Source organism: Pseudorhodoferax soli (assembly GCF_003337555.1).
Taxonomy (GTDB): domain Bacteria; phylum Pseudomonadota; class Gammaproteobacteria; order Burkholderiales; family Burkholderiaceae_C; genus Pseudorhodoferax; species Pseudorhodoferax soli.
On the sequence record NZ_QPJK01000001.1, the window covers coordinates 668,980 to 686,005 of the forward strand.

General features: G+C 66.1%; 14 protein-coding genes. 7 read left to right on the forward strand and 7 right to left on the reverse strand.

The window, feature by feature from the left end; genetic code table 11:
- Position 1 precedes the first annotated feature (1 nt).
- From DES41_RS02975 to aspS, 3 genes are all read left to right on the forward strand, one after another.
- A complete protein-coding gene (locus tag DES41_RS02975) occupies positions 2 to 352 on the forward strand; it encodes an FmdB family zinc ribbon protein (protein ID WP_114465786.1) in 351 nt (116 codons plus the stop codon).
- A 10-nt stretch (positions 353 to 362) separates the two neighbouring features.
- A complete protein-coding gene (locus DES41_RS02980) occupies positions 363 to 992 on the forward strand; it encodes a DUF502 domain-containing protein (RefSeq protein ID WP_114465787.1) in 630 nt (209 codons plus the stop codon).
- A 74-nt stretch (positions 993 to 1,066) separates the two neighbouring features.
- Positions 1,067 to 2,869, forward strand: a complete 1,803-nt coding sequence (gene aspS, locus DES41_RS02985) for an aspartate--tRNA ligase (protein WP_114465788.1) — start codon at positions 1,067 to 1,069, stop codon at positions 2,867 to 2,869.
- An 18-nt stretch (positions 2,870 to 2,887) separates the two neighbouring features.
- Here the strand turns inward: aspS and DES41_RS02990 are convergent, their stop codons facing one another.
- The 7 genes from DES41_RS02990 to orn all read right to left on the reverse strand — a co-directional run bounded on the left by DES41_RS02990 (position 2,888) and on the right by orn (position 14,122).
- Positions 2,888 to 3,673 carry a S1C family serine protease gene (locus DES41_RS02990; RefSeq protein WP_114465789.1) on the reverse strand — a complete coding sequence of 262 codons (786 nt, stop codon included), beginning with the start codon at positions 3,671 to 3,673 and terminating at the stop codon, positions 2,888 to 2,890.
- Positions 3,673 to 6,444: an XrtA/PEP-CTERM system TPR-repeat protein PrsT gene (gene prsT / locus DES41_RS02995; RefSeq protein WP_114465790.1), complete on the reverse strand. Its 2,772-nt coding sequence runs from the start codon at positions 6,442 to 6,444 to the stop codon at positions 3,673 to 3,675. The genes DES41_RS02990 and prsT overlap by 1 nt, the downstream gene beginning before the upstream one ends.
- Before the next feature lie 39 nt (positions 6,445 to 6,483).
- Positions 6,484 to 7,848 carry a PEP-CTERM-box response regulator transcription factor gene (gene prsR, locus DES41_RS03000; RefSeq protein WP_114465791.1) on the reverse strand — a complete coding sequence of 455 codons (1,365 nt, stop codon included), beginning with the start codon at positions 7,846 to 7,848 and terminating at the stop codon, positions 6,484 to 6,486.
- Entirely contained in the window at positions 7,845 to 9,956 is a 2,112-nt protein-coding gene (prsK, locus tag DES41_RS03005) for an XrtA/PEP-CTERM system histidine kinase PrsK (RefSeq protein ID WP_114465792.1), read from the reverse strand. Before prsK ends, prsR begins: the two co-directional genes overlap by 4 nt.
- Before the next feature lie 55 nt (positions 9,957 to 10,011).
- Positions 10,012 to 11,388 carry a TIGR03013 family XrtA/PEP-CTERM system glycosyltransferase gene (locus DES41_RS03010; protein ID WP_114465793.1) on the reverse strand — a complete coding sequence of 459 codons (1,377 nt, stop codon included), beginning with the start codon at positions 11,386 to 11,388 and terminating at the stop codon, positions 10,012 to 10,014.
- 279 nt (positions 11,389 to 11,667) lie between these two features.
- Positions 11,668 to 13,317: a DEAD/DEAH box helicase gene (locus tag DES41_RS03015; protein WP_425466329.1), complete on the reverse strand. Its 1,650-nt coding sequence runs from the start codon at positions 13,315 to 13,317 to the stop codon at positions 11,668 to 11,670.
- Positions 13,318 to 13,537: 220 nt separating this feature from the next.
- Positions 13,538 to 14,122, reverse strand: a complete 585-nt coding sequence (gene orn / locus DES41_RS03020) for an oligoribonuclease (RefSeq protein WP_114465795.1) — start codon at positions 14,120 to 14,122, stop codon at positions 13,538 to 13,540.
- Between the two features lie 36 nt (positions 14,123 to 14,158).
- Here orn and DES41_RS03025 point away from each other — a divergent pair, with 36 nt between their 5' ends.
- The 4 genes from DES41_RS03025 to frmR are packed head-to-tail and all read left to right on the forward strand — an operon-like array spanning position 14,159 to position 17,019.
- Positions 14,159 to 15,454, forward strand: a complete 1,296-nt coding sequence (locus DES41_RS03025; RefSeq protein ID WP_211332882.1) for a M48 family metallopeptidase — start codon at positions 14,159 to 14,161, stop codon at positions 15,452 to 15,454.
- Positions 15,455 to 15,464: 10 nt separating this feature from the next.
- Positions 15,465 to 15,806 carry a 4a-hydroxytetrahydrobiopterin dehydratase gene (locus DES41_RS03030; RefSeq protein ID WP_114465796.1) on the forward strand — a complete coding sequence of 114 codons (342 nt, stop codon included), beginning with the start codon at positions 15,465 to 15,467 and terminating at the stop codon, positions 15,804 to 15,806.
- On the forward strand, positions 15,803 to 16,711 hold the full coding sequence (rsgA, locus tag DES41_RS03035) for a ribosome small subunit-dependent GTPase A (protein ID WP_114465797.1): 909 nt from the start codon (positions 15,803 to 15,805) through the stop codon (positions 16,709 to 16,711). Before DES41_RS03030 ends, rsgA begins: the two co-directional genes overlap by 4 nt.
- Before the next feature lie 32 nt (positions 16,712 to 16,743).
- Positions 16,744 to 17,019 (forward strand): formaldehyde-responsive transcriptional repressor FrmR, encoded by a 276-nt coding sequence (gene frmR, locus DES41_RS03040; protein ID WP_114465798.1) that lies wholly within the window; start codon positions 16,744 to 16,746, stop codon positions 17,017 to 17,019.
- Positions 17,020 to 17,026: the final 7 nt, after the last annotated feature.

A 17,026-nucleotide genomic window follows, 5' to 3' on the forward strand; every position in this document is an offset into this window, starting at 1 on the left:
CATGCCAATCTACGCCTACCGTTGCGAGTCCTGCGGCCATGCCAAGGATGTTCTGCAAAAGATCTCCGATGCACCGCTGACCCAGTGTCCGCAATGCGGCGCCGACGCGTTCCGCAAGCAGGTGACGGCAGCCGGATTCCAGCTCAAGGGCTCGGGCTGGTACGTGACGGACTTCCGCAACAACGGCAGCGCCCCCGCCAGCGCGCCTGCAGGCAAGCCCGACGAGAGCGCAGCGGCACCGGCGCCCGCCAGCGATGCAGCGGCCAGCCCCGCGCCGGCGCCCGCTCCTGCCGCCGCACCCGCCGCCGCCAGCCCTGCCGCCCCGTCCCCCTCGTCGACCGGCAGCACCTGAGCGCCCACCGATGAATGCCTTGCGCAAATGGCTGGCCACAGGCCTGCTCGTCGTGGTGCCCGCGGTGATCACCGCATGGGTGCTCGAGTGGGTCATCAGCACGCTCGACCAGACGCTGTTGATCCTGCCTTCCGCATGGCATCCGGACCGCCTGCTCGGCTTTCACGTGCCCGGTTTCGGCGTGCTGCTGGCGCTGGCGATCCTGCTGTCGGTCGGCGCCGTCGCCAGCAACTTCCTGGGCCGCAAGCTGGTCGACTGGTGGAACCAGTTGCTGCACCGCATTCCGATCGTGCGTTCGATCTACTCGGGCGTGAAGCAGGTCTCGGACACGGTGTTCTCCGAGAACGGCAACGCTTTCCGCACCGCGGTGCTCGTGCAATGGCCGCACGCCGGCATGTGGACCATCGCCTTCGTCACCGGCACGCCGCGCGGCGACACGGCCAACCACCTGCCGCCGCAGGACTACCTGAGCGTCTACGTGCCGACCACGCCGAACCCGACCGGCGGCTACTTCGTGCTGGTCAAGGCCAGCGATTGCGTCGAGTTGCGCATGAGCGTCGACGAGGCGCTCAAATACATTGTTTCGATGGGGGTGGTGGCGCCCATGATGCCGCCCAACCCGAATCCGACCTTGCGCTGAGCCTGCTGCCAGCGCTTCTCTCCACCGGCGCCGGCACAGGCGCCAAGACTCCCGAGCTGGATATGGAATCTCAAATGCGTACCACCTACTGCGGCCTCGTCAGCGAAGCGCTGATGGGCCAGACCGTGACCCTGTGCGGTTGGGTCAACCGCCGCCGCGACCATGGCGGCGTGATCTTCGTGGACCTGCGCGACCGCGAAGGCTATGTGCAGGTGGTCTGCGACCCGGACCGTCCCGAGATGTTCGCCACCGCAGAAGACCTGCGCAACGAGTTCTGCATCCAGATCAAGGGACTGGTGCGTGCCCGGCCCGCTGGCACCACCAACGACACGATCCAGAGCGGCAAGATCGAGATCCTGTGCCAGGAACTGACGGTGCTGAACCCCTCCGTCACGCCGCCATTCCAGCTCGACGACGAGAACCTCAGCGAGACCACGCGCCTCACGCACCGCGTGCTGGACCTGCGCCGCCCCTACATGCAGAAGAACCTCATGCTGCGCTACCGCGTGGCCATGGAGGTGCGCAAGTTCCTGGACGCCAAGGGCTTCATCGACATCGAGACGCCCATGCTGGGCAAGTCCACGCCCGAAGGCGCGCGCGACTACCTCGTGCCCAGCCGCGTGCACGATGGCCATTTCTTCGCACTGCCCCAGTCGCCGCAGCTGTTCAAGCAGCTGCTGATGGTGGCCGGCTACGACCGCTACTACCAGATCACCAAGTGTTTCCGTGACGAGGACCTGCGCGCCGACCGCCAGCCCGAGTTCACCCAGATCGACATCGAGACCTCGTTCCTGACGGAAGAGGACATCCGCGCCATGTTCCAGGACATGATCGTGACGGTGTTCAAGAACACGCTGGGCGTGGACCTGGGCGAGTTCCCGGTCATGACCTACCAGGAGGCCGCGCGCCGTTTCGGCTCGGACAAGCCCGACCTGCGCGTGAATCTGGAGTTCACCGAACTGACGGACGTCATGGGCGACGTGGATTTCAAGGTCTTCTCGGCGGCGGCCAACGCCAAGGGCGGCCGTGTGGTCGCCCTGCGCGTGCCGGGCGGCGCCAAGGAAGGCACGGGCCTGTCGCGCGGCGAGATCGACGGCTACACCGAGTTCGTCAAGATCTATGGCGCCAAGGGCCTGGCCTACATCAAGGTCAATGAACTGGCCAAGGGCCGCGAGGGCCTGCAGTCGCCCATCGTGAAGAACATCCACGACAAGGCCTTGCAGGAGGTGCTGACCCGCACCGGCGCGCAGGACGGCGACCTGCTGTTCTTCGGTGCCGACAAGGAAAAGGTCGTCAACGACGCCATCGGCGCGTTGCGCATCAAGATCGGTCACAGCGAGTTCGGCAAGAAGAGCGGCCTGTTCGAGAGCCGCTGGGCCCCGCTGTGGGTGGTGGATTTCCCGATGTTCGAGTTCGACGAGGAAGCGCAGCGCTACACCGCCGTGCACCACCCGTTCACGGCGCCCAAGGACGGACATGAGGACTGGATGGTCACTGCGCCGGAGAAGTGCATCTCCAAGGGCTACGACATGGTGCTCAATGGCTGGGAGATGGGTGGTGGCTCGGTCCGCATCCACCGCGCCGATGTGCAGCAGAAGGTCTTCGACGCGCTGAAGATCAGCGCCGAGGAAGCGCAGCAGAAGTTTGGCTTCCTGCTGGACGCGCTGCAGTACGGCGCCCCGCCGCACGGCGGCCTGGCCTTCGGCCTGGACCGCATCGTCACCCTGATGACGGGTGCCGAGTCGATCCGCGACGTGATCGCCTTCCCCAAGACGCAGCGCGCGCAGGACCTGCTGACCCAGGCACCGGCCCCTGTGGACGAGAAACAGCTGCGCGAACTGCACATCCGCCTGCGCAACTCCGCCGCTGCCGCCTGAGGCAGCGCAGCGCCAGGGTCAGCGCGGCTGGCCCTGGTGGCGCTGCAGCAGCGGCACGATGAAGTTGCTCGGAATCGCGTAGGTGATGCCCGACGGCTGCGAGAGCGCGCTTTCGCGCGTGCCCCGCACGTAGACCATGTTGATCACGGCGATGACGGCGCCGGTGGCGGGATCGAACACCGGCCCGCCGCTGTTGCCCGGGTAGGCCGTGCCATCGAGCTGGAAGATGTCGAAGCTGCCGTCCCGCACATTGCGAATCGAGCGAGCCGACAGGCTTTGCCCGTTGGCAGACGGCAGCACGATGGGCGTGATCGAAGACACCATGCCGCGGTGCGTCACCGGCGAGAAGCCCAGCGCACCGCCGATCGGAAAGCCGGTATAGGCGATCGCTTGACCCTCCTTCACCGCGTCGGAGTCGCCCAGGGCCAGCGCCGGTGCCGGATCACCCGAAAAACGCAGCAGGGCCAGGTCCCGTAAACGGTCGATCTCCAGCACGCTGACCGTGCGCATCTGCAGTTCGCGCCCCAGCCGCACCTGAACCACCAGATCGGAGCCGTCCGAAGGCTCGCCAGGCGCGGGCAAGACATGGGCATTGGTGATCGCCAAATTGCCGTCGCCCACCACAAAGCCTGTTCCGCGCAGGTTGAAGCGCGGGCTGTTGGTGGCCTTGTAGGTGCCAACGATCAGGATCGAGGGCTTGGTCTTCTCGATCAGTTCGACGAACTGCGCCCGCGCGGGCGCGGCTGCCAGGCACCAGGCTGCCGCCGCGCAGCCAGCGAGCCAACGGCGGCGCGTGCTGGCCATCAGAGCGTGGCGCGCAGCTTCTCGACCTCGGCCTGACCGGCGAACTTGTCGCCCTGCTTGGTGAGTTCATCCAGCAGCTGGCGCGCTTCGGTCTTCTGCCCGGCCTTGGCGTAGATCTTGGCCATGTTGAGCTTGAACAGCAGGTTGTTGGCCTGCAGGCTCATCGCCTTGGTCTGCAGCTCAATGGCCTTCTTGTAGTCCTGCTTCTCGGCCAACAGCATCGCCAGGGTGTCGATGAAGGCCGGCTGGTCGGGCGCCAGTTCGTTGGCCTTTTCGGCATACGCCATGGCGCCGTCGCGCTTGAGCTCGGACGACACCCAGGCGAGGTTGTTGTATGCCACGGCGTTGTTGGGCTGTGCCTTGACCACGTCCAGGTACAGCCTTTCGGCATCTGCCATCCGCTTGTCAGACATCGCCGTCTCGGCCAGGAACATGGGAACCACCATGTCCCTGGGCTGGCTCTGGCGCCAGGAAGTGGCCTGGCGATCGGCCTCGGCAGTGCGGCCGGTGCTGCGCAGGTTGCCCAGCACGCGCACCATCAGCTCAGGCGCCGCAGCGACCTTGAGCCCGGCCTGGTAGGCCGTGAGCGCGCTGGCAGGATCGTTGCCGGCCATTCGCGCATCGCCTTCCAGCAGGAAACCGATGGGCTCGGTGGGGCGCTGCTTCTGGACCGTGCGCGCGAGCGCGACTGCATCGGCCATGCGCCCTTGCTCGTTGCGCAATGAAATGATCCGCCGTTGCGCCTCGATGAGGTTGGGTTGCAAGTCGAGCGCCTTGCGCAGCGTCTGCTCGGCGGCCGCCGCGTCCTTGCTCACCATCTGGGCATCGGCCAGGCGCACCAGCGGCACCGTGGACTGGGGCTGCAGCGACACGACGCGTGCCAGTGTCGTGAGGCCCTGGTTCGTGTCGCCGGCCGCCATCTGGGCGCGGCCCGCCGCGTCGAGCATGGCCGCGTTGTCCGGCAGTGCGGCCACGCCAGCCTGGGCGACAGACACCGCCTGCTTCGTGTCCTGCTGGCGCAGCAGGTGGTCCACCAGCATCACGCGCGGCGCCACCTCCGCCGGATCGGCCTGCACCGCGCGGGCGAGCAGGTCTCCGATCTGCTTGGTGTTGTCGCCCGGCTGGCGGGCATAGGCCTCGGCGAGTGCCAGCATGGCGCGCGAGTTCTTCGGCTCGCGCGCGAGCAAATCCTCGAAGCGCTTGCGCGCCTGCTCAGGCTTCTTGTCGGCCAGGTCCAGCACGGCCAGCCCGGCCACGGAAGGAAAGAAGTTGGGGTTGATCGCCAGGGAAGCTTCGTAGCTCTTGCGCGCGCCGGCCAGATCGTTCTTGGCCATCAACACGCCAGCGCGCAGCTGCCCGGTCAGCGGAACGTTGGGTGTCTTTTTTTCCAGGCGGTCGATCGCGGCCAGCGCCTTGTCGAGCTCGTTGCGGCGCACCAGGGTACTGATCAGAGCCATGTCGGCGGATGTGCCCTTGTCCGTGGCCGCGATGTCCTGCAGTTGCTCCAGGCCCGCATCCAGCTTGCCGCTGGCCATCTGCGTCATGGCCAGCGCCGTGCGCTTGCGGCCGTCGCTGGGATCGAGCTTGCTGGCGCGCGCGAAATACTCCTCGGCCTTGCGGGCATCTCCGCTCATCAGCTGGATTTCGCCCGCCAGCGACAGCAGCGTCGCATCGTTGGTGCTGTCGTTGACCACTGGCGCCAGCGTGGCCTGCGCCTTGGCGGCCTGGCCGGAGCGCAGGTAGGTCATGGCCAGCCAGCGGCGGGCCATCTCCAGGGAGCCATCGCCCTGCACGGCCTTGGCGAGGTACTCCTCGGCCGTGACCAGCGCATTGCGTTGCAGGTCGATGCCGCCGGCAAGCTCCAGTGCGCGGGCGTTCGTGGGAACGGCGCGCAGCAGATCTTGAGCCAGCTGCCGGGCCTTGGGAAAGTCCTTCTTCGCATAGGCCAGCTGCGCATCCAGGTAGATCGCCTCGGGATGCTTGGGTGCCAGCTTGCGCAGGGTCGCCATTTCCTTTTCGGCATCGTCCAGCTTGGCCTGCCTGGTCAGCATGCCGATCAGGCCGAAGTAGCCACGCACATCACCGGGCTGGGCCTCGATGGACTTGCGGTAGGACGTTGCGGCCTCATCGGGCGCCCGAAGCACATACTGCTGGATGTCGCCCTTGACGCGCCAGGCATCCGCGTTCTTGGCATTGCGCTGCAACACACCGTCCAGCACCGCGATCGCCCCCTCGGTGTCGCGTGCGGCCAGCTTGCTGCGGGCCTGCAAGAGCAGCGCGCCCTGGTTCCGTGGATCGGCGGCCAGTGCCTTCTCCAGCGCCTTTGCCGACGCGGCTTGATTGCGTTCGGCCGAATAGGCGCTCGCCAGCGCGGTCTGCAGTTCGGAAATGGCGTCGGGAGACGACAGCTGCGTATCGGCGAAATCCTCGATGACCTTCTTGTTCTTGCCCTGCATCAACAGCGCTTGTGCCAGCTTCGGAAGGACCTGGTCGGCAGGTTGCTTGAGGTCGCGCGCCTTGACCAGCTCGATCTCCGCAGCCGACGCATCGCCACCGGCCAGCAGCGCCAGACCGAGCAGGCGGCGGGCCTCACCCGAATCGGGCTGCTTCTGCAGCACGTTCTTGATCTGGATGGTGGCCGCCTTGTAGTCGTTCTTGGCCATGTAGTCCTTGGCAGAGGACAGCAAGGCCTCGGGACTGTCGCCGCAGCCGGCAAGCAAGAGGGCCACTGCCATGGCGATGGTGGCAAAGGAAGTTTTATGGTGCGGCATGGGACTGCTCTCTGAGATGGTCTTGAGGGGAAGGCAGGCTTACTTCAAGCCCAAGCGGTGCATGAGGTCGTACAGCGTGGGCCGGCTGACACCGAGCAGCTCAGCGGCCTTGACGATGTTGCCGTTGACCCGGCCCAGTGCCGCGATGATGGCGGTGCGCTCGGCGGCATCGCGCACGGCGCGCAGGTCGAGCGCAGGGTCCAGACCATCCGGAGCATCCGGCGCCACCAGGCCGATGTCGTCCCGCACGATCTGGTTGCCGTCGGCCATGATGACCGCGCGCTTGATGCAATTTTCCAGTTCGCGGATGTTGCCGGGCCAGGCGTGCACCTCGATGGCACGGATGGCCTCCTCGCCAAGGCTCACCGTGCCGCGGTTCTGCTCCTGTGCGAAGCGGCGCACGAAGGCATGGGCCAGCAGCGCGGCATCGCCGACACGGGCGCGCAACGGCGGGATGTTGACGACGATCTCCGCGAGCCGGTAGTACAGGTCTTCTCGGAAGCGGTTTTCCTTGCTCAGCGCCTTGAGGTCCTGGTGGGTGGCGCAGACGATGCGCACATCCACCGGAATCTCCTGGCGGCCGCCCACGCGCTCGATGGTGCGCTCCTGCAGGAAGCGCAACAGTTTGGCCTGCAGGCTGAACGGCAGATCGCCGATCTCGTCGAGCATCAATGTGCCGCCGTTGGCCGTCTCGATCTTGCCGACCGTGGTCTTGGCCGCGCCCGTGAAGGCGCCCTTCTCGTAGCCGAAAAGTTCGCTCTCGAGCAGGTTCTCCGGAATCGCGGCGCAATTGATGGCAACAAACTTGCCGTTGCGACGTGGCGAGGCCTGGTGCAGGCCCTTGGCCAAGACCTCCTTGCCGGTTCCGCTCTCGCCCAGCAGCATGACGGTCGCCGTGCTGTTGGCCACCTTCTCGATGGTGCGGCAGATGCGCAGCATTTCCGGATCGCGCGTGATCAAGCCACCGAGCGCATCGGGCTGCTGCATGGAGCGCAGCCGGCGGTTCTCCTTTTGCAGCTCGAACAGGCGGAAGGCGCGGTCCACCGTCAGGTTCAGCACGTCCGGATCGAACGGCTTGGGCATGAAGTCGTAGGCGCCCATGGCCACGGCGCGCAGGGCATTGGCCTGGTCGTTCTGCCCCGTCAGGACGATGACCTTGGTGTCCGGCTCCACGGCCAGGATTTGCTCGAGCAGCTTGAAGCCCTCGCTGACGGAGTCAGCATCTGGCGGCAGCCCCAGGTCCATGGTGACGACTGCCGGCGTGTGGCGGCGCATCTGCACCAACGCGGACTCGCGGTCCAGTGCCGTCACCGACTCGAAGCGGTCCAGTGACCACTTGATCTGCTTCTGCAGCGCCGGGTCGTCTTCGACGATCAACAGCGCGCGCATTTTTTCCGAGCTCATGCGTTCTCCAAAGGCTGCAGGACGGATGTCGAATGGGCATCGAACAGTGGCAACAGCATCTTGATCACCGATCCGCGGCCAAGTTCGCTGTCCACCCGGATTTTCCCGCCCAACTCCTGCACATATTGATAACTCTCATAGGCGCCAATGCCCATGCCCGCTTGCTTGGTGGTCTGAAAGGGCTTGAAGAGGCGCTCGCGAACGAACTCCTCGGACATGCCGCGCCCGGTGTCCCCGACCTCGACCAACGCCATGCCGGCTTCTCGTCCAAGCTTGAGCCAGACACGGCCCGAAGGGTCGGTGGCATCGAAGGCGTTCTGAACCATGTGGCCGATGATGCGTTCGAGCCGCTCATCCTGCCCTCGGGCGACCGGCTCGTCGTCCAGGTCAAGCTCCAATTGCCGGCCGCGGCTGTCGGCCACGCGGGCGATGCGCTGGGCGATGCCAGCCAGCGCCACACCGTGCACGGTACCGGTCGGCTTGGCACCCTCGCGCAATTGAAGCATCAGCTGTCGCATCTTGTCCAAAGAATTTTCAACAGTCATGAGCATGTCCTGCTGAAACTCCGGGTTGCCCTGCAAGCGCTTGGCGTTCTTCATCATCAGGGACAACTGGGTCACGATGTTCTTGAGGTCGTGCACCACGAAGGCCGACATCTTGTTGAAGGCATCGAACTTGCGCACTTCCAGCAAGGCTTCGGTGGCCTGCATCTGGGCCAGGAAGCTGGCTGCCTGCCGGCCGGCGGTCTTCAGCAGGTCATTGACCTCCCAGTTGACGTCCACATCGGCACGCGCGCTGGCCAGCACGACGAAGCCCGTCAGCTCGTCGCCCACGGTCAGCGGCACGATGAGCCAGGCCTGCCGCACCTCGTGCAGCCAGGCCGGCAGCGCGAGATCACCGTAGCGTTGCGGGAAGGACCGGTACTCCTGCAGGTTGATGACCCAGCCGCTTTGCAACAGGAAGCGGCAGAACGCGGAGTCGGCCTCCTCCTTGTCCTTGGACGCAGGCATGTTCCAGGTCGACGCACAGCGCAACGAGCCTTCGCCCGGACTACGCAGCCACAGCAAGCCGGCTGGACTCTCCAGCATGTCGGCCAGCCCACGGATTACACGTTGGCCCACAGCCAGCGGCGAGCGGTCGTTCGACAGGGTCTGGGTGAAACGCAGCCACTCCTCGCGGTAGTCGTAGCGGTAGCGAAAGAAGTGCTTGCCCAGCGTGACCCGCAGACGCGAGCGCACGGTACCCGACATCAGCAGCACCATCATGCCGACCGAGGCCACGGACACCAGCGCCAGCTGCAGCGCCCGGCCCCAGTCGCCACCGAAGTAGCGCACGTAGTAGCCAACGGCGGAGATGAAGATCAGGTAGGCGCCGGCAAGCACCAGCGTGGCCGAATGGAAGATGGCCGTGCGCGAGACACGCACCTTGCCGACCCAGTCGCTGCGCCCGCTCATCGACAGCCACATCAGCGGCACCAGCACCGCATGCAACAGGCCGCGCACGCTCATCGCGTCCAGGTCTGGTCGGTTGAACAAGACCGCCTGCGAGAACACGTACAGGTCGAACAGGAAAGTTCCGGCCAGGGCCAGACACAGGGGCTTGAGGCTCCAGCGCACGTCGTCGGCCACGTTGCGGTACACCTGCTCCAACAAGAACAGCGCAAAGACCGGAAGTGCCATCGCGCCCAGCAGTTGCCACTGGCCAACCACGGCCGCGGCATTGCCGTCCAGCAGGTTCTTTACCCGCACAACCACCGTGCCGCCGACCAGCAGCGCCGCAACCACGCCCGCCCAGCCGAAGCGCTGGACCAGCCAACCTGGCCGCTCGGGCCGCCACAGCAGCAGCAGAAAACCAATCCAGCACGCATAGCGCAGGCAATCGGCAAGCAGGCTGAGGTCGACCAGCCAGGACGACGCGCTGAGCAGGGCAGCCAGCACGAGGAAGGCCCACACCGTGGAGGCGACGACCGCCCCGAGCAGCAGCCCAGGAGAGACCTCTCGCGCCGCCCACAGGGTGCGCTGCCGCGCCAACGCCACGGCGAATGCACTGAAGGCCAGCCCGGTGAAGGCATACCCCCAGACGCTCAGCAGGATGTTGGGACTGTCCACGCGCCTCCCTACTCCGGGCGCGAGCAGTCCTGCGCCACACCAGGCGCCGGCATGCTCAGCGCGCGCCCTTGGCCATCAATACCACCCCGACGGTCTCGAACAGGATCACGAGGTCGAGGAAAAGGGAGTGGTTCTTGACATAGTACAGGTCGTACTGCAGCTTTTCCGCCGAGTCCTCCAGCGAGGCACCGTAGTGGTAACGCACCTGGGCCCAGCCGGTCACGCCCGGCTTGACGCTCTGGCGGACCGCATAGTAGGGAATCTCGCGCGTCAGTTGATCGACGAAGAATGGCCGCTCGGGGCGGGGCCCCACCAGGCTCATGTCGCCATTCAAGACGGAGAACAGCTGCGGCAGCTCGTCGATGCGCACCTTGCGGATGAAGCCACCCACGCGCGTCACGCGACTGTCCTTGGCGGCTGCGAACTGCGGCCCATCCTTTTCCGCGTCGATGCGCATGCTGCGGAACTTCACGACATTGAACAGCCGGCCGTTGAAGCCTACCCGTTCCTGGCGGTAGAACACGGGCCCGCGGCTTTCCAGCCTGATGACCAGCGCGGTGACCAGCATCACCGGCGCAGTGATGCCGATCAGCAGCAGCGCGCAAGCGATGTCGAACATGCGCTTGACTGCGGTGCGCAGCCCGCCCTGGCTGAAACCCTCGCCAAAGACCAGCCAGCCGGCGGACACCGAGTCGAGCCGGATCTGGCCTTTGGTCTTCTCGAAATGCGTTGCCATGTCGGTCACGCGCACGCCGTGCAGCTTACAGTCCAGCAGTTCGCGCAAAGGCATGCTGCCGCCGCGACGTTCGACCAGGGCCACGACGATTTCGTCGACTTCGAGCTCCAGCGCCGTGTCGGTCAGCGACTTGTTCTTGGACAGGATGCCCCAGGCGGATACCTCGGCCTCAGATTCGTTCGGACTGGCGTAGTACCCCACCACGTCCACATGCGGGTCGTCTTTCTTGAGCGCCCGTCCCACCAACGCGGCGCGGGGGCCGGTGCCGAACACCAGCACACGGTGCCGCAGCGCAGACTGTGCGCCGGAATGGGCTGCATCGACACGGTGCGCCAGCACGACCAGCAGGCCGACCATGGCGGCCAGGGCCAGTGACTGGCGCCCGTCGATGCCCAGGGGCACCGAGCCGAAAACAGCATAGGTGACGGGGACCGCCAGCAGCAGCGCCAGCGCCGCGCGCGCGCGCGATTGGTTGAGAGAACGGCCATGCACACGCTGGTAGAAGCCCATGCTGCCGTTGATGACCAGCATGCCAGTGGCCAACAATGCGGTGTAGCCCAACACCGGCACCATCGTCGGCCACTCCGCGCGGCGCCACAGCAATTCGGCGAACACGGCGGCCAGGATCAAGACGAAATCAAGAACCACCTGCAACACCGTACGCCGATGCAGGTAGTGGTTGAACAACTTGATCATGCGCCGCGACCCTCGGCCCAAGCGCCAGGAGCAATCAGGGAGCGCCCCCCATTGGTGTTGTTACGTCGAAGTCGAATCATCCGATGCCGTTCCCGGTAAAAGACAGAGCCCGCCAACCACAACTGTACGTGCCAACAGATGCAGGGCAGCCGCGATCCAGCCACGGGCGCAACGATTGCTCCCCAATTTGAGCGGAATCTGCGCAAAAACCCACAAATCTCCGGACGATTGTAGGAGGCCGGCACGGCATCAGATGCGGCCTGCCTTCTCCTTGTCGGACTAGCGCGACGCTTTGTGCGGACGCCTTTTGGCGTCAAAAGGCACGAACACTTTGCCGCCACCGGAGGGGCGCGGAGCGCCGCCAGTGCGGGCGCCGTCAGCACGCGGCGCAGGCCGTGCCTGGCTGCCAAAACCGCCGTGGTCGCCGCCCTGCCAGGTACCGAACCCGGCGCGGTCGTGCTGACCGCCACGTGGGCCACCGAAACCCCGGTTGCGCGGCTCATTGCCACGCGGACCGCCACGGCCGAAGGCGGGCTTGCGCGGCTCGGGCGCACGCTCGCGCGGCTCCATGCCGGGAATGACCTCAGCCTTGAACGGCTGGCGCGTGAAATGCTCGATGTCCTGGATGCGGCGGCGGTCGCGGAACTCGGCAAAGGTCACAGCCAAGCCGTCACGTCCTGCGCGGCCGGTACGGCCGATGCGGTGCGTGTAATCCTCTGCCTTCATCGGCAGGCCGAAGTTGAACACGTGCGTGATGGCCGGCACGTCGATGCCGCGCGCCGCCACGTCGGTGGCCACGAGAATCTGCACCTGGCCATTGCGCAGCGCCATCAGGCGGCGGTTGCGCAGGCCCTGGCTCAGCGCGCCGTGCAGGGCCACGGCCGAGAACCCCGCCTGTTGCAGGTCGTTGGCCAAGCCGTCGCACTCGATCTGGGTGCTGGCGAACACGATGGCCTGCTCGATGCTGGCATCGCGCAGCCAGTGGTCCAGAAGCGCCCGCTTGTGCTGGGCGTTGTCGGCCCAGAACAGCACTTGGCGGATGTTCTGGTGCTTTTCCTGCGGCGAATCGATCTGCACGCGCTTGGGTTCGCGCATCACGCGCATGGCCAGTTGCTGGATGCGCGGCGCGAAGGTGGCGCTGAACATCATGGTCTGCTGGCGCTGGGCCGTCAGATCGTTGACCGCGGCCAGATCATCGGCAAAGCCCAGGTCCAGCATACGGTCGGCCTCGTCGACCACCAGGAAACGCACCTTGTCGAGCTTGAGCTGCATCGAGCGCTGCAGGTCCAACAGGCGGCCCGGCGTGGCGACGACCAGGTTGGCGTTCTGCAGCTTGGCAATCTGCAGTGCGTAGGGCATGCCGCCCACCACGTTGGCGACGCGCAGGCCGCGGCAATGCTTGACCAGTTCGATGGCGTCGTGCGCGACCTGTTGCGCCAGTTCACGCGTGGGGCACAGAATCAGTGCACCCGGCTCAGCAGCCTTGAAGTGGCGCGGGTTGGTCGGATCCTTGCGGCGCGGCTTCTTGGGTGAGGTTTCACCGCGCGCCACAGCCTCGGCGGCCAGGCGTTCGCGTTCTGCACGCTCTGCCGCCTCGTCGGCCTCCTGCTGGCGGATCAAGGTGTGCAGCACAGGCAGCAGGAATGCTGCGGTCTTGCCGCTGCCCGTCTGGCTGGAGACCATCAGGTCGTTGAAGCCGGCGATGTCGCCCATGGCCATCGGAACGGTCTGCAGTTGCACGGTCGTAGGCTGGGTGTAGCCCATGTCGGCGACGGCACGCAACAGCGGCTCGGCCAAGCCCAGGGCGGCAAAGGCGGAAACATTCACCGGCGCAGCGGCGACGGGAGAAGAGGAGGAGTCGCCTTCGACGAAAGCGTTGTCGTGGGCGGGCATGGGCAAAGCTGCCCGGTCTTCAAAAGAGTCGGTCATGAATTTCTCACACGTGCAATGCGCCGCGCTGCTTGGCGGTGCAAGGCTCGTTGTCGGTGGAACAAACATCCACCTTCAAACGAAACAACACCGAGCTGAACGCTGGGCGTTGGCGGCTTATGCAGGATGCAACGATCCAGAGCCGAGAGTGTGAGGGGAGATGCACAGGATCGGCGCAGTCAAGCGACTTTGCCGAAGCCATCGATTATGGCATGTCCTGTCAATCCATGCGCAAGAAGTGCGTGCGGTAATGCACCAATTCGTCGATCGACTCGTGCACGTCGGCCAGTGCGGTGTGCTTCTGCGCCTTCTTGAAGCCGCTGTAGACCGCGGGCTTCCATCGCTTGGCCAGCTCCTTGAGGGTGCTGACGTCCAGGTTGCGGTAATGGAAAAAGGCCTCCAGTTTCGGCATGTACTTGACCAGGAAGCGCCGGTCCTGGCCGATGCTGTTGCCGCACATGGGCACCACGTTCTTGGGCACGTAGCGCGCGAGGAAGGCCAGCAGTTCGGCCTCGGCCTGCGCTTCGGTCACGGTGGATGCCCGTACCTTGTCGATCAGGCCGCTGCGGCCATGCGTACCCTTGTTCCAGGCGTCCATCTTGTCCAGCTGCTCGTCCGACTGGTGAATCACCAGCACCGGCCCTTCCACGCGCGGCTGCAGATCCGGGCCCGTCACCACCACGGCGATTTCGATCAGGCGCTCGACTTCGGGGTCCAGGCCGGTCATCTCGCAGTCCAGCCAGACCAGGTTCTTGTCGGATTTTCCCAGCAGGACGGGGGTGGAAATGGTGTTCGTCGGGTCCATGCAACCATTCTCGCCGATGGCCTACACTGCCCGGCTATGCCCCCTGACCTGTCCGCTGCGGACCTTTTCACCGCGGCATTCGCGGTCGCCCTCGTGCTCGGCCTCCTGGTCAAGTTTTGGCTGGCCAGCCGCCAGATCCGCCATGTGGCGCTCCACCGCGACGCTGTGCCCTCCGCGTTCGCCGGCACCATCACGCCCGAGGCGCACCGCAAGGCCGCCGACTACACCATCGCCAAGACGCGATTCGGCCTGCTCGACATGGCTTTCGGCGCAGCCGTTCTGCTGGCATGGACGCTGCTGGGCGGCCTGAACCTGCTGAACGAGTTGCTGTTGCGTGCCCTGGGAGCCGGCATGCTGCAGCAGTTGGCGCTGCTGGCCGCGTTCGCGGTGATCGGCGGCCTGCTGGAACTGCCGTTCTCGCTGTACCAGACCTTCGGCATCGAGCAACGCTTCGGCTTCAACAAGATGACTGGCCGGCTCTGGCTGGCCGACCTGCTCAAGTCGGCGCTGGTCGGCGCGCTGATCGGCCTGCCGATTGCAGCGCTGATCCTGTGGCTCATGGGCGCGGCTGGCCAGCGCTGGTGGCTGTGGGCCTGGGCGGCGTGGATGGGCTTCAACCTCGTGCTGCTGATGGTCTACCCGAGCTTCATCGCGCCGCTCTTCAACAAGTTCAAACCGCTCGAGGACGAAAGCCTGAAGGCCAGTGTTACCGCGCTCATGCAGCGCTGCGGCTTTGCCGCCAAGGGCTTGTACGTGATGGACGGCAGCCGCCGGAGCGCGCACGGCAACGCTTACTTCACGGGTTTCGGCGCTGCCAAGCGCGTGGTCTTCTACGACACGCTGCTGGCCCGGCTGTCGCAGCGCCAGGTCGACGCCGTGCTCGCGCACGAACTCGGCCACTTCAAGCACAAGCACATCGTGCAGCGCATCGTCATGATGTTCGCGCTGAGCCTGGCCGGCTTCGCGCTGCTGGGCTGGCTCTCGGGCCAGACCTGGTTCTACACAGGCCTGGGCGTGCACCCCTTCATGGCCCTGCTGCCCGACGGCCGCCCCGCCCCCAACGACGCGCTGGCGCTGCTGCTGTTCATGCTGGCGATGCCGGTGTTCAGCTTCTTCGTGGCGCCGCTGTCGGCACAGTTGTCGCGCCGCCATGAGTTCCAGGCCGATGCCTTCGCCGTGGCGCAAACCAGCGGCGCCGACCTGTCGGCCGCACTGCTCAAGCTCTATGAGGACAACGCCAGCACGCTGACGCCCGACCCCGTGTTCGTGAAGTTCTACTACTCCCACCCACCAGCCTCGGAACGGCTGGCCCGACTGCAGCCCGCCTCCTGAGGAGCACCGCATGAGCACATTGCCAAAGAAGGACTGGGCGACCACGCCGCGCCGCGCGCTCAAGCCCACCGACATCGTGACCCGGCTGGCCCAGCTGCAGGGCTGGACGCTGCGCGGCGACGGCGAGAACGTAGCGATCGAGAAGACCTACCGCTTCGCCAATTACCACGAGACCATGGCCTTCGTGAACGCCGTCGCCTTCGTCGCCCACGTACAAGACCACCATCCCGAACTGTTGGTGCGCTACGACCATTGCGTGGTGGCGCTGAACACGCACGACGTGCACGGCATCTCCGAAACCGACTTCGATTGCGCCGCGCGCTTCGACGCGCTGCTGCAGGCTGAAGTTTGAGCGCCCTGCCCACCGGTCTGGTCGTCGCCGCACACGGGCGGCACTGTCTTGTCGAAGCCGACGATGGCAGCCGGCGCATCTGCCACCCACGCGGCAAGAAAAGCCAGGCCGTGGTCGGCGACAGGGTGCGCTGGTCGTCGCCTCCGACCGGCCAGGGCGAGGAAGGCAGCATCGAAGCCGTCGAGCCGCGCCGCAACCTGCTGTACCGGCAGGACGAGATCCGCACCAAGTCCTTCGCGGCCAACCTCGACCAGGTGCTGGTGCTGATCGCGGCCGAACCCGAGCCCTCCGAACACCAGCTCGCACGCGTGCTGATCGCGGCCGAGGCAGCGCACATCGCGCCGCTGGTCGTGCTCAACAAGCGCGACCTGCCCGAACCCTTCGCGCGTGCCTCGCAGCGCCTGACGCCCTACCGCGCCATGGGCTACGGCGTGCACACGGCCAGCCTGCGCGCCGAGGGCTCTGCCGAGTTGGCGCCGCTGCTGCAGGGCAAGGCCACGCTGGTGCTGGGGCCCTCGGGCGCCGGCAAGAGCACGTTGATCAACCAGCTCGTGCCCGGTGCCGCGGTGCTCACGCAGGAAATCTCGTACGCACTCAAGTCGGGCAAGCACACCACGACCAGCACCACCTGGTATTGGACCGATGCAACGCGCACGACGGCGGTGATCGACTCGCCTGGCTTCCAGGAATTCGGCCTGCACCAGATTGCGCCGCGCCAGCTCGCCACGCTGATGCCCGACATCGCAGCGCATGCGGACCAGTGCCGCTTCTACAACTGCACGCACCTGCACGAACCGGGCTGCGCAGTGCTGGCCGCTGTGGGAGAAGGCGGCGACATCGCGCCACGCCGCCATGCCATCTACGCCGACCTGTTCGCCGAATTGAGTCAGCCGCCGCGCTACTGATCCGATACTCCCCTGGGGTATAGTGCGGCGCCATGCCGCACTCCCCCGCCGAGAAGAAGAAGGCCCTGCTGCGCGTGCGCCGCATCCGCGGCCAGGCCGATGCGCTCGAGCGCGCGCTCGAGGCCGGCGCCCATTGCGGCCCCGTGCTGCAGCAGCTGGCAGCCATCCGCGGTGCCGTCAACGGCCTCATGGCCGAGGTGCTGGAGTCCCACATCCGTGAGGAGTTCGGCACGCCCGACACCGGCGACGCGCGCCATGCCCAGCGCGTGCAGGACATGACCACCCTGGTCCGCACCTACCTCCGCTAACCCCCTC

Coding starts and splice junctions, on each gene's coding strand:
- orn (WP_114465795.1), bottom strand. CDS start 14,122: ATGGACCCGACGAACACCATTTCCACCCCCGTCCTGCTGGGAAAATCC.
- DES41_RS03010 (WP_114465793.1), bottom strand. CDS start 11,388: ATGATCAAGTTGTTCAACCACTACCTGCATCGGCGTACGGTGTTGCAG.
- DES41_RS03015 (WP_425466329.1), bottom strand. CDS start 13,317: ATGACCGACTCTTTTGAAGACCGGGCAGCTTTGCCCATGCCCGCCCAC.
- DES41_RS02975 (WP_114465786.1), top strand. CDS start 2: ATGCCAATCTACGCCTACCGTTGCGAGTCCTGCGGCCATGCCAAGGAT.
- aspS (WP_114465788.1), top strand. CDS start 1,067: ATGCGTACCACCTACTGCGGCCTCGTCAGCGAAGCGCTGATGGGCCAG.
- DES41_RS02980 (WP_114465787.1), top strand. CDS start 363: ATGAATGCCTTGCGCAAATGGCTGGCCACAGGCCTGCTCGTCGTGGTG.
- frmR (WP_114465798.1), top strand. CDS start 16,744: ATGCCGCACTCCCCCGCCGAGAAGAAGAAGGCCCTGCTGCGCGTGCGC.
- prsT (WP_114465790.1), bottom strand. CDS start 6,444: ATGCCGCACCATAAAACTTCCTTTGCCACCATCGCCATGGCAGTGGCC.
- DES41_RS03030 (WP_114465796.1), top strand. CDS start 15,465: ATGAGCACATTGCCAAAGAAGGACTGGGCGACCACGCCGCGCCGCGCG.
- DES41_RS03025 (WP_211332882.1), top strand. CDS start 14,159: ATGCCCCCTGACCTGTCCGCTGCGGACCTTTTCACCGCGGCATTCGCG.
- DES41_RS02990 (WP_114465789.1), bottom strand. CDS start 3,673: ATGGCCAGCACGCGCCGCCGTTGGCTCGCTGGCTGCGCGGCGGCAGCC.
- prsR (WP_114465791.1), bottom strand. CDS start 7,848: ATGAGCTCGGAAAAAATGCGCGCGCTGTTGATCGTCGAAGACGACCCG.